Source organism: Cryocola sp. 340MFSha3.1, assembly GCF_000383315.1.
Lineage (GTDB): Bacteria > Actinomycetota > Actinomycetes > Actinomycetales > Microbacteriaceae > Leifsonia.
Map to the genome: position 1 here is coordinate 445,556 of NZ_KB911087.1, position 11,589 is coordinate 457,144.

An 11,589-nucleotide genomic window follows, 5' to 3' on the forward strand; every position below is an offset into this window, starting at 1 on the left:
GACGTCAGGCCTTCTCGTCGGACGCGTCGTCAGCGATGGCCTCGGCCTCGGCGACGACGTTGGCCTCGTCGGCCTCCTCGCGCTCGACCTCGGCCTCGACGACGGCCTCCGCCTCGGCGGCGACCTCGGCCGGCTTCTCAGCCTTGGGCTTGAGGACCGGCTTCTTCTTCTCGTCGGCGACGAACTCGGCCTTGCCCTCGGCGACCTTGACGGTGCTCACGGCGTTCTTGTCGCCCTTGAAGCGACCCCAGTCGCCGGTGAGCTTGAGCAGCGCGGTGACCTGCTCGGTCGGCTGGGCGCCGACGCCGAGCCAGTACTGCGCACGCTCGGAGTCGACCTCGATGCGCGAGGGCTCCTCGGTCGGGTGGTACAGACCGATCTCCTCGATCACGCGACCATCGCGCTTGGTGCGCGAGTCGGCGACGACGATGCGGTAATACGGAGCGCGGATCTTGCCCAGGCGCTTCAGACGGATTTTGACAGCCACGATTCTCCTGTGTGAGTGGATGAGTTGTATCGAACTGACTGCCGTGGGCGTGGGGGCACACGCGGCAGGAGGTCTATGTTCGTCCGCCGCACCGGATAGAGGGTCGGGTACGTCGAACTCAACTAGCTATTCTGTCAGATACTGCGCTGCTTTGAACAATCGGACGGATGGAACGACCGCATGCAGATCGATTTCTCGGAGTCCGAGCGCTCCACCGTCGGCATCGAGTGGGAGATCGCCCTCGTCGACGGCTCGACGGGCGACCTGGTCCAGATCGCCGACGATGTGCTGCGCGAGCTGGGCACGCCCGACGGCCGGGAGCATCCCCAGATCACCCATGAGTTGCTGATGAACACGGTGGAGCTGGTCAGCCGGGTCCACCGCACGGTGCCTGCGGCGATCACCGACCTGCAGGAGCTCATCAGCCTGGTCCGGGGCGTCACCGACCCGCTCGGCGTCGAGCTGATGTGCGCGGGGACGCATCCCTTCGCCCAGTGGTTCGACCAGAAGGTGACGCCGAACGAACGGTACGACCGGCTGCTCGACCGCACCCAATGGTGGGGGCGGCAGATGATGATCTGGGGTGTGCACGTGCACGTCGGCATCGACTCGGTCGACAAAGCTCTGCCGATCGTCAACGGCCTGCTTACCTATTACCCGCATCTGCAGGCGCTCAGCGCGTCCAGCCCGTTCTGGGCGGGCGCCCGCACCGGCTATGCCTCCAACCGCGCGCTCATGTTCCAGCAGCTGCCCACCGCCGGGCTGCCCTGGCAGTTCGGCACCTGGGCAAACTACGAGGCCTACGTCCAGGACCTGGTCACGACGGGCGTCGTGGAGGACCACTCCGAGGTGCGCTGGGACATCCGCCCCTCGCCGAAGTGGGGCACGGTCGAGATGCGCGCCTGCGACGGGCTGTCCACGGCCGACGAGGTCGGCGCCGTCTCCGCGCTGATCCACTGTCTGACCGACCGGATGTCGGGACAGCTGGACGCGGGCGTCGAGCCGGTCACGCTGCAGCCCTGGTTCGTCCGTGAGAACAAATGGCGCGCCGCACGGTACGGCCTCGACGCCGAGATCATCCAGGCGCCGGACGGCAGCGAGCGGCTCGTCTCCGACGACCTCCGCGACCTGGTGGACGACCTCCAGCCGGAGGCCGAGCGACTGGGATGCGTCGACGAGCTGGCGACGGTCCTCACCATCCTCGACACGGGCGCCAGCTACCAGCGCCAGCTCGCCGTCGCGGAGCAGAACGGCGGCAGCCTGCAGGCAGTGGTCAGCTCGCTGACGCACGAGCTGCGCAACGGCCTCGCCCGCTGATCGATCAGCGAACGGGCCCCGAGCCGATCCACCGATCCGGCAAAGCCCATCCATAGCCTCCGGGCGTACGGTGTCTGTCATGCTCGCCCGACGCCCCCTCGCGGCAGCGGCCACCGCGATGACGGCCGCCCTGCTGGCGCTCACCGCCCTTTCGGGCTGCGCGTCGGCCAACGCGGCCTCGAACGCCGCTCTGGGGAAGCAGTCCGCCGCGACATCGTCCGCAGCCACGGCGGAGCACGTCGCGGTGATCGGCGACTCGATCGAGTCCGGGCTCGGGCTCGATCCCTCCGAGGCATGGCCGGCCCTGGTGGCCTCCGACCATGACTGGCGGCTCGACAACCTCAGCGTGCCCGGTGCCGGCTTCGTCGCCCAGGGGTCCGACGGTCACGACTTCTCCGCCCAGGTGGATGCGGCGATCGCCGCCCAGCCGGACCTCGTCCTCATCGGCGCGTCCGACAACGACCTCGGTACGGACCCCGACCAGCTGAGCACGGCCATCCGCTCGACGGTCGACCGTCTCGCGGCAGCCCTGCCGGATGCGCGGATCGCCGGGTTCAACGCCCTCAGCGGTCAGGCGAGCGACGAGGAGCTCGCCGGCGGCGACGCGGCGCTGCGACAGGCGGTCCTCGACGCCGGTGGCACGTGGCTCGACCTCGGGCAGCCCTATCGCGGCAAGGCCGGACTGGTGCAGGACGACGACGAGCATCCCACCCTGCCCGGCCAGCAGGCGATCGCGGCGGTCGTCGCCGCGAAACTGAGCCGGTGAGAGCCTTCCAAGCCCGCCTGTTTATCCTGTAACCCGTGACGGCCCGACGTTCTCTCCTCACTCTCCTTGCCGCCGCCCTCGTGGCCGCATCGCTGGTCGGCTGCATAGCACCGGCGCAGCCCGCCTCTCGAACGGCGAGTCCGACAGCCTCCCCCACGTCCACTCCGGCGCAGGTCACAGCCGTGGCCATCGGCGACTCGATCGCGATCGGCAACGGCGTGCCGGCCGAGGACGCCTGGCCGCTCCTGGTGGCCGATCGTCTGGGATGGAGGCTCACCGACTTCGGAGAGAGCGCCGCCGGTTTCACCGTCAAGGGGCTCAACACGCACACGTTCGACGACCAGGTCAGCGCGACGATCCGGCTGCGACCGGACGTGGTGATCGTCGCGGCGACCCGCAACGACCTGTTCGCCTCGACCGCCTCCCTGCGCACGGCCGCGACCGCCGCACTGGAGCGCCTGCGCAGCGCCCTCCCCGAGGCGCGCATCATCGGTGTCGGGGCCATCTGGGGATCGGACGCGGCCCCTGCTCAAATCGCGCTGATCTCCTCCACCGTGAAGGCCGCCGTTCTCGGGGTCGGCGGGTCGTGGATCGAAGTGGGCCAGCCGTTCGCCGGGCGCCCCGACCTCGTGCTGGCGGACCATGTCCACCCCACCGTGGAGGGTCAGCGGCTGCTGGCGTCGACCATCTCGGCGGCCATCTCTCGCCGCCTCGTGATCGGGTGACCCGGCGTCGGATACCACCGGCCCGACACGCCGAGAAGTGAGACACAGCGTTCTCGCAGGTTGGACCGTTTAGCCTCGCACCCGTGCGCACCCTCACCCGACGCCGCTCGCGCCCGCTGAGCACCCGGCTCCCCCTGCTCGCGCCCGCGGCCCTGACGGTGGCACTTCTCGCCCTCGCCGGCTGCGCACCCGCGCCGGCCGCACACCCCGTCGCCGCTCAGGCGACCGCCGTCGCCGCCCCGGACGCCGGCAGCGCCGGACGGGATGCCTCCGGCATCGTCGACGCCGTCGCGATCGGCGACTCGATCGCCTTCGGCAAGGGCGTGACGGCCGATCAGGCGTGGCCCGCTCTCGTCTCGGAGGCGCACGGCTGGCAGCTGACGGACCTCGCGGTGTCCGGCTCCGGCTTCGTCAAGCCGGGCTGGAACGGCACGACCTACCGCCAGCAGGTGGATGCGGCGCTCCGCCTCCACCCGCAGGTGATCCTCCTCGCCGCCACGCGCAACGACCGCGAGCAGGACCCGGCCACGGTGACCGCAAACGCCGACCGGATGCTGCGAGAGCTGCGCGTGCGCTTCCCGGACGCCACGATCGTCGGCATCACCGGCATCTGGGGCTCCGACCAGCCGCCCGCGACCATGACCCGCGTCGACGACATCGTCGGGGACGCGGTGCGCGGCGTCGACGGCACCTGGCTCGACATCGGCTTCCCGCTCGTGGGGCACCCGGAGCTGCTCCAGGCGGACGGCATCCACCCGAACGCGGCCGGTCAGAAGGTCGTGGCGCAGACCATCGAGTCGAAGCTCCAGCCGCTCAACCTGGCGCTGTAGCGCAACGAGTCCCGGGTCAGCGACCCAGGAACTTCTGCAGAGCGGCCAGCTCCTCCTCGGACGGCCCGCCCGCGGGCGCCCCCTGAGGTGCTGCAGCGCCACCACCGAGCCCGAACCCGCTTCCGCTCGGCGCACCGGCCGTCTTGACGCCGGTGGCCAGCGCGGCGTTCTCCGCCGCGCGCTTGGCCGGGTTGCCCGAACGCGAGCCCTTCTTCTTGTTCTTCTGCTGCTTGCGGCCGGCGTACGAGGCACCGGGGATGGGACCCATGCCGGGGACGTTCGGTACGCCGCCCTTCGCGACGGTCTTCATCATCTTGGCGGCCTGCTCGAAGCGGCTGACCAGCTGATTGACCTCGGTGACCGTCGTGCCCGAGCCCTTCGCGATGCGCAGGCGGCGGGACCCGTTGAGCAGCTTCGGGTTCGTGCGCTCGGCCGTCGTCATCGACTGGATGATGGCCTCCGTCCGGACGATCTCGCGCTCGTCGAACTGGTCGAGCTGCTGCTTCATCTGGCCGGCGCCGGGCAGCATCCCCATCATCTTCTTGATCGACCCCATGTTGCGCAGCTGCTGCATCTGCTTGAGGAAGTCGTCGAGGGTGAAGCTGTCAGTCGCGAACTTCTCGGCGACCTTGCGCGCCTCCTCCTCGTCGAAGGCCTGCTGGGCCTGCTCGATGAGGGTGAGGATGTCGCCGAGGTCGAGGATGCGCGACGCCATGCGGTCCGGGTGGAACGGCTCGAAGTCGTCGAGGTTCTCACCGGTCGAGGCGAAGATGATCGGACGGCCGGTGACCGAGGCGACCGAGAGCGCGGCACCGCCTCGGGCGTCGCCGTCGAGCTTGGAGAGCACGACGCCGGTGAAGTCGACGCCGTCCTGGAACGCCTTCGCTGTCGCGACGGCGTCCTGACCGATCATCGCGTCGATGACGAACAGCACCTCGTCGGGGTCGGTCGCCTTGCGGATGTCGGCCGCCTGCTTCATCAGCTCGGCGTCGACGCCGAGACGGCCGGCGGTGTCGATGACCACCGTGTCGTACTGCTTGGTCTCCGCGAACTTGAGGGCGTCCTTGGCGACCTTCACCGGGTTGCCGACGCCGTTGCCGGGCTCTGGCGCGAACACCGGGACACCCGCCTGCTCGCCGACGATCTGGAGCTGGGTCACGGCGTTCGGGCGCTGGAGGTCGGCGGCGACCAGGAGCGGCGTGTGCCCGTCCTTCACCAGCCACTTGCCGAGCTTGCCCGCGAGCGTCGTCTTACCGGCGCCCTGGAGGCCGGCGAGCATGATGACCGTCGGGGGCCGCTTCGCGAACTGCAGCCGGCGCTGCTGGCCGCCCAGGATGGCGACGAGCTCCTCGTTGACGATCTGCACGACCTGCTGGGCCGGGTTGAGAGCCTTGTTGACCTCGTCGCTCAACGCGCGCTCGCGCACCTTCGCGGTGAAGTCCTTGACCACCGGGAGCGCCACGTCGGCGTCGAGCAGGGCGCGACGGATCTCGCGCACGGTGCCGTCGACATCCGCCGGCGACAGCTTGCCCTTGGTGCGCAGGTTCTTGAAGGTGTCCGCAAGACGGTCGGACAGCGTGCCGAAAGTAGCCATGATCCGTATATCTTATCGGGCGACGTCGGCTAAGCGCCGTGAGGGTCAGTCAGTCGCCCGACGTCTCCACCGAGACCACGTCGCCCCGCACGTCGAAGGCGACGGTGAGCAGCGCATCCGACTCGTCCGGGGCGATGGAGTAGTCGAACGTCGCGAACACCTCGTCCTCGTCTGAGTGGTCGGCCTGGATGATCACACTCATCAGCTGCAGGGAGCGCAGCACGTCGATGGCGATGTCACCCGAGTTGTAGACCAGCAGGTCGACCAGGCTGTCTCCCAGCTTGTCGACGTGCTCGTCGATGTAGCTGGAGGTCGCGGACTGCCGCGAGCTCAGCTCGGCGACCAGCGCATCCCTGGCCCGCGCGTCGAAGCCCTCGAGCGCCTGGATGAGCGCAGCAGCAGAGTCGAGGGCGAACTCGGGGACGCCGCTCTCGTCGTCGGCCAGGAGCTCGACGTCGACGGTCTGGTCGCCCAGCTCGACGGTGTCGTCCCAGGCGAGTCCACCGCTCGCCGTCTCGTCGATGAGGCCGAAGAAATCATGCTCGATCGCCATGACGGGCCTCCCTATCCGACCAGCTGCTGTGCGAAGACGTGCGGTGTGAAGCCGGTCAGGTCGTTGATCCCCTCGCCCTGCCCCACGAGCTTGATCGGGATGCCGGTGCGCTCCTGCACGGCGAGTACGAATCCGCCCTTCGCGGAGCCGTCGAGCTTCGTGAGCACCAGCCCGGTCACGCCGGCGTGCTCGAGGAACGCCTCCGCCTGCGCCAGGCCGTTCTGCCCGGTCGTCGCGTCGAGGACGAGGAGCACCTCGGCGATGGGCGCCTGCTTCTCGACGACGCGCTTGATCTTGGAGAGCTCGTCCATGAGGCCGCCCTTGGTCTGGAGGCGCCCCGCGGTGTCGATGATGACGATCTCCGTGCCGTCGCGCTTGGCCTTCTCGACGGTCTGGAAGGCGACGGAGGCCGGATCCTGCCCCTGCTGCTGCGGCCGGACGATCTCGGCGCCCGCGCGCTCGGCCCAGGTCGCCAGCTGCTCGACGGCGGCGGCGCGGAAGGTGTCGGCCGCGCCGACGACCACCGAGCGGTCGTAGGTGCGCAGGAACTTCGCGAACTTGCCGATGGTGGTCGTCTTGCCGACGCCGTTGACGCCGACGACCAGCACGATCGCCGGGCGGTCGCTCAGCTTCAGCGTGGTGTCGAGCTTCGAGAGCCGCTCCTCCATCGTCTCGCGCAGCATCCGCTGCAGGTCGGCCGGATCGGTCGTGTGATACCGCTCCACCTTCGCGCGCAGGTCGTCGATGACCGCCTCTGTCACGCCCGGACCGAAGTCCGCCGTGATGAGCGCCGTCTCGAGGTCGTCCCAGGTGTCGTCGTCGATGGTCTTCTTGGCGAACAGCCCGCGGAGGGCGCCCGACAGAGACCAGGGGGTGCGGTCAGCCATGACACTCAGACTAGCCGCGGTTGTACGGTGTGCTCATGTACGCGCTCGTGGGGGTCTCGGCGGAGCTGGCCGAGCAGCTGGTGGCGATCGAGACCGGCGGAGAGGATGCGGTGCACCAGGCGCGCACGCGCGTGCGGCGGCTGCGCAGCATCCTGAGCGTGTACCGTTCGGCGTTCGACCGGGAGCAGCAGCGGGCGATGCGTGCCCGCCTGAAGCGGCTCGGAGAGCGGCTCGGCCGGGTGCGCGACGCCGAGGTGCGGGCGCGCGACCTCGACGGACTGCTGGGCGCCGAGTCGACGCCCGAGCTGGTGGATGCGGTGGAGGCGCTGGCAGCGGAGGCCCGCGCCGAGCACGATCGGGCGCTGGAGGGGCTGCTGGAGCACCTGCACGGTCGGGCCCACCGGACCCTCCTGGCCGACCTGCAGGCGTTCGCCGCCGATCCCCCGCTGGCGAAGCCGGGACGGAAGCACCCGCGGCGGGTGGTCAGGAAGGGGCTCGCGAAAGCCGCGCGGCGCGTGAGGAAGCGCTCCGGCCAGACGCTGGAGCAGCGGCACGAGACGCGCAAGGCGGCGCGGCGGCTGCGCTACGCGGCCGAGGCCGTCGTCGACGACCTCGGCCGGGAGGCGGTGCGGATCGCCGCGGCAGCGGAGGCGGTCCAGGACGCGCTCGGCGACCATCGCGATCTGGTGCTCCTGGCACGCCACCTGCGCGACAAGGCCGACGAGCAGCAGCTCAGTGCGTCGGCCGTCGCCGGGATCGCGCTCCTCGCCGCCGAGTGCGACGTGAGGGCGGAGGAGCTCCTGGCCGGGCTCGACGACAAGCTCGCCGCGATCGAGCCCTGAGCGCGCCTGCTCGCTCCCTAGCTCGCCTTCTCCTGCGCCACGCGCTGGCCGACCACCGCCGAGACGCCGTCCTGGCGCATCGAGACGCCGTACAGGGCGTCCGCGATCTCCATGGTGCGCTTCTGGTGCGTGATGACGATCAGCTGGCTGCTCTCGCGGAGGTCTTCGAAGATCGTGAGCAGGCGGCCGAGGTTGGCGTCGTCGAGCGCCGCCTCCACCTCGTCCATGATGTAGAACGGGCTCGGTCGCGCCTTGAAGATCGCGATCAGCAGCGCGACCGCCGCCAGCGACCGCTCGCCGCCGGAGAGCAGCGAGAGCCGCTCGATCTTCTTGCCTGCCGGCTTCACCGAGACCTCGATGCCGGTCGTCAGAAGATCGTCCGGATTGGTCAGGCTGATGCTGCCCTGGCCGCCCGGGAAGAGGATCGGGAAGACCTTCGTGAAGGCCTCTTCGGTGTCGGCGAACGCGGACTCGAAGATGGTCTGCATCCGCTCGTCGATGTCCTCGATGATCGTCAGCAGGTCCTTGCGGGTGTTCGTGAGGTCGGTCAGCTGCTCGGTGAGGAACTTGTGGCGCTGCTCCAGCGCGGCGAACTCCTCCAGCGCGAGCGGATTGACGCGACCCAGCTGCGACAGCTTGCGCTCCGCCGCGGCCAGCCGCTTCTGCTGCTGCTCGCGCGAGAACGGAACGGTCTCGACCTCGGCGTCGGGCTCGCGTTCCTCGTCGCGCGCACGGTCGACCGGTACCGGCACCTCCGGCCCGTACTCGGCGACCAGCACATCCTCGACAAGGCCCAGCTCGCTGCCCGCCCGCTCCAGCAGGCTCGACAGGTGCAGCTTCTTCTCGTAGATCTGCAGCTCCAGGCCGTGCACCGACTCCGTGATGGCCTGCAGGCGCTCGCGCACCGCGTTCTCGTCGCGACGCAGGGTCGCGAGCTCGTCGTTGCGGCTCGCGCGCTCCGCCTCAGCGGTGGCGAGCTCCAGCCGCGCCTGCGCCACGGACCGGTCGACGGATGCCAGGACGGCCGGGAGGGCGCCGATGACGCTCTGGGCCGCATCCAGCTGGCGACGACGGATCACAGCGCGCCGAGCGGCCTCCTCGGCGGCGGCGCGCTCGGCCTCCATCCGCCGGGCGAGCGCCTCGCCGCGCGCCTGCTCGGCCCGGACGCGCTCCTTCGCGGTCTCCACCGCCAGGCGTGCCTCGACCTCGGCCTCGCGTGCGGCGTCGAGCTCGGTCGACAGCGCGTCGCGGGCGCTGACGTCGAGGATGGGACGGGGACGCGAACGCGCCGCCTCCAGCTCCGCCTTCGCCTTCTCCGCCGCCTGCTCCGCCTCGGCGACCCGCTCTCCCGCCTGCTCGAGCGCCCGGCTGAGCCGGTCGAACTCGGCCTGGGAGGCCTCCAGCTGGACCTTGAGCCGGTTGACCTGCTCGGTCTGGGCCGCGAGCTTGGCGTCGAACTCGCGGAGGGTCGCGAGCGCGGCCTGCGACTGCTCCTTGGCGACCTGCAGCACACCGCGCTGCTCGGCCAGGGCGAACTTCGCCCGGTCGATCAGCGAGGTGACCTCGGTGAGCCGCTCCTGCGCGGCGTCGCGGTCGGCGATCAACTCGATGCGGCTCTGCTTCGCGCCGGACCCGCCGCGCAGCACATGCTCGGTGAGCACGTCGCCGGTGGTCGTGATGATCGTGATCGGGCCGCCGGTCCCCCGGCCGCCGAACGCCTCGAAGGCACGCCGCGCGGAGTCCAGGTCGTCGGCGATGGCCGTGAACGCGAGGATGCCGCGGACACCGTCGGGCGCATCCACCACGCCTGTGGCCGGAACGACGCCGGCGACGCCGCTGAGGTCGACGTCGGCGGCGGGCGCGTCGGCGATGACCACCTCGACCCGGCCGAGGTCGTCGGCGGCCGCGTGCGTCACCGCGGCGACGGCGGCGTCCCGATCGTCGGCGAGCACGGCATCGGCGAGGGTTCCGAGAGCCGCAGCGATGGCCGCCTCATACCCGGGATGCACGCGGATGTGCTCCGCCACGAGCCCGCGTACGCCGGGCAGGCGCGCGGCAACGAGAGCCGACGATCCGTCCTTCTGGTCCAGTGCGAGCGAAAGGGCGCTGACCCGGGCAGCAAGCGCGTCGCGCTCGCGCTCCAGGGTGTGCAGCTCCTCGCGGAGCCGCTCGATCTCGCCCTCCGCCTCGAACACCGTCGCCTGCGCCAGCTCGTACGCCTCGTCGAGGTCGCTCTCTCCGACGTCGGCCGTCGCGGCCTCGGCCTCCCGGGCGGCGAACTCGGCACGGGCGCGCTCGCGGCGCTCGGTTGCAGCATCCAGCGCGTTCTGCTGACGAAGCACTTCGCCGCGCACCGCCGCCAGCCGCTGCGCGGCCGCGTCGGCCTGGCCGTTCAGCTTCGAGATCTCCAGGTCGTGGCGTGAGACCAGGGCGCTCTGCGCTGCGATCTCCTCGTCCACCGCGTCCAGACGCGACCGTGCGCTGCGGGTCGCCGCCTGGGCGGCCGTCCACGCGGCCTCGGCCTCGACGACCACACCGCGCAGACGCTCGACCTCGTCGCGGGCGTCCTGCACGTTCTGCGGGGTCACGCTCGGGTTCGCGTCCGGCGCGTCACCCTGGCTGCCGAGCAACGCGACCCGCTGGTTGGCGAGGGTGAACAGCCCGCGCAGGCGCTCCTGCACCGACTCCAGCGCGAAGGCGGTGCTGCGGGCCGCATCCACTGCATCCCCCACCAGCGCCTGCTCGAGGCGCGTGCGGCGCAGCTGCTTCTGCTCGAGCTGCTCCTGCAGCACGATCTGCTCGCTGTGGCGCTCGGACTCGGTGCGACCGTGGTCGTCGAGGGTACGGCGCAGCGTGACGACCTCGTCGGCGAGCAGACGCGCCCGCGCATCCCGCACGACGGCCGCGATGGACTGCGCCTCGCGCGCGATCTCCGCCTGGTGTCCGAGCGGCTTCAACTGGCGGCGCACCTCGCCCGCCAGGTCGCTCAGACGGGTCAGGTTGGTCTGCATCGCCTCCAGCTTGCGGAGCGTCTTCTCCTTGCGGCGACGGTGCTTCAGGATGCCGGCAGCCTCCTCGATGAAGCCGCGGCGATCCTCGGGGCTGGCGTGCAGGACGGCGTCGAGCTGACCCTGGCCGACGATGACGTGCATCTCGCGGCCGAGACCCGAGTCGCTCAACAGCTCCTGCACATCCAGCAGCCGGCAGGACTGCCCGTTGATCGCGTACTCGCTGCCGCCGTTGCGGAACAGCGTGCGCGAGATCGTCACCTCGGAGTACTCGATCGGCAGCGCGCCGTCGGCGTTGTCGATGGTGAGCTGCACCTCGGCACGGCCGAGCGGACCGCGCGTCGCCGTTCCGGCGAAGATGACGTCCTCCATCTTGCCGCCGCGAAGCGTCTTGGCGCCCTGCTCGCCCATCACCCAGGCGAGCGCGTCGACCACGTTCGACTTTCCGGACCCGTTGGGGCCGACGACGCAGGTGACGCCCGGCTCGAAGGCGAACGTCGTCGGCTGAGCGAACGACTTGAAGCCCTTGAGCGTCAGACTCTTCAAGTACACGCAGGCGAATTTACCGGACGTTCACGCC

10 protein-coding genes are annotated in these 11,589 nt (G+C 70.5%); 5 read left to right on the plus strand and 5 right to left on the minus strand.

Annotation, left to right across the window (positions count from 1 at the left end):
• Window positions 1-4: 4 nt before the first annotated feature.
• The gene (rpsP, locus tag H284_RS0102140; RefSeq protein WP_018190685.1) at window positions 5-487 is read right to left on the minus strand and encodes a 30S ribosomal protein S16; all 483 of its coding nucleotides are present in this window, start codon (window positions 485-487) and stop codon (window positions 5-7) included.
• Window positions 488-667: 180 nt separating this feature from the next.
• Here rpsP and H284_RS0102145 point away from each other — a divergent pair, with 180 nt between their 5' ends.
• The 4 genes from H284_RS0102145 (at window position 668) to H284_RS0102160 (ending at window position 4,125) form a co-directional block, all read left to right on the plus strand.
• A complete protein-coding gene (locus tag H284_RS0102145) occupies window positions 668-1,804 on the plus strand; it encodes a glutamate--cysteine ligase (RefSeq protein WP_018190684.1) in 1,137 nt (378 codons plus the stop codon).
• Window positions 1,805-1,883: 79 nt separating this feature from the next.
• Window positions 1,884-2,570, plus strand: a complete 687-nt coding sequence (locus H284_RS0102150) for an SGNH/GDSL hydrolase family protein (RefSeq protein WP_020074995.1) — start codon at window positions 1,884-1,886, stop codon at window positions 2,568-2,570.
• 35 nt (window positions 2,571-2,605) lie between these two features.
• Window positions 2,606-3,295 carry an SGNH/GDSL hydrolase family protein gene (locus H284_RS19895; protein ID WP_039731172.1) on the plus strand — a complete coding sequence of 230 codons (690 nt, stop codon included), beginning with the start codon at window positions 2,606-2,608 and terminating at the stop codon, window positions 3,293-3,295.
• 83 nt (window positions 3,296-3,378) lie between these two features.
• On the plus strand, window positions 3,379-4,125 hold the full coding sequence (locus H284_RS0102160; protein ID WP_020074997.1) for an SGNH/GDSL hydrolase family protein: 747 nt from the start codon (window positions 3,379-3,381) through the stop codon (window positions 4,123-4,125).
• Window positions 4,126-4,141: 16 nt separating this feature from the next.
• Here the strand turns inward: H284_RS0102160 and ffh are convergent, their stop codons facing one another.
• Genes ffh through ftsY form a run of 3 tightly spaced genes read right to left on the minus strand, consistent with a single transcriptional unit; the run spans window position 4,142 to window position 7,159 of the window.
• Window positions 4,142-5,719 carry a signal recognition particle protein gene (gene ffh / locus H284_RS0102165; protein ID WP_018190680.1) on the minus strand — a complete coding sequence of 526 codons (1,578 nt, stop codon included), beginning with the start codon at window positions 5,717-5,719 and terminating at the stop codon, window positions 4,142-4,144.
• A gap of 49 nt (window positions 5,720-5,768) precedes the next feature.
• Window positions 5,769-6,272 carry a DUF2004 domain-containing protein gene (locus H284_RS0102170; RefSeq protein WP_018190679.1) on the minus strand — a complete coding sequence of 168 codons (504 nt, stop codon included), beginning with the start codon at window positions 6,270-6,272 and terminating at the stop codon, window positions 5,769-5,771.
• A gap of 11 nt (window positions 6,273-6,283) precedes the next feature.
• Window positions 6,284-7,159, minus strand: coding sequence for a signal recognition particle-docking protein FtsY (ftsY, locus tag H284_RS0102175; RefSeq protein ID WP_020074998.1), 876 nt, complete (start codon window positions 7,157-7,159; stop codon window positions 6,284-6,286).
• A gap of 35 nt (window positions 7,160-7,194) precedes the next feature.
• On the opposite strand from ftsY, the gene H284_RS0102180 reads away from it, so the two are divergent.
• Window positions 7,195-8,001, plus strand: a complete 807-nt coding sequence (locus H284_RS0102180) for a CHAD domain-containing protein (protein ID WP_231371048.1) — start codon at window positions 7,195-7,197, stop codon at window positions 7,999-8,001.
• A gap of 17 nt (window positions 8,002-8,018) precedes the next feature.
• On the opposite strand, the gene smc is transcribed toward H284_RS0102180, so the two are convergent.
• Complete coding sequence (smc, locus tag H284_RS0102185; RefSeq protein ID WP_020075000.1) at window positions 8,019-11,561, minus strand: chromosome segregation protein SMC; 3,543 nt, start codon at window positions 11,559-11,561, stop codon at window positions 8,019-8,021.
• Window positions 11,562-11,589 lie beyond the last annotated feature (28 nt).

Excerpts from the sequence above, each read along its gene's own strand:
- ftsY (WP_020074998.1), bottom strand. The coding sequence starts at position 7,159 with ATGGCTGACCGCACCCCCTGGTCTCTGTCGGGCGCCCTCCGCGGGCTG.
- ffh (WP_018190680.1), bottom strand. The coding sequence starts at position 5,719 with ATGGCTACTTTCGGCACGCTGTCCGACCGTCTTGCGGACACCTTCAAG.
- H284_RS0102170 (WP_018190679.1), bottom strand. The coding sequence starts at position 6,272 with ATGGCGATCGAGCATGATTTCTTCGGCCTCATCGACGAGACGGCGAGC.
- H284_RS0102150 (WP_020074995.1), top strand. The coding sequence starts at position 1,884 with ATGCTCGCCCGACGCCCCCTCGCGGCAGCGGCCACCGCGATGACGGCC.
- H284_RS0102145 (WP_018190684.1), top strand. The coding sequence starts at position 668 with ATGCAGATCGATTTCTCGGAGTCCGAGCGCTCCACCGTCGGCATCGAG.
- H284_RS0102180 (WP_231371048.1), top strand. The coding sequence starts at position 7,195 with ATGTACGCGCTCGTGGGGGTCTCGGCGGAGCTGGCCGAGCAGCTGGTG.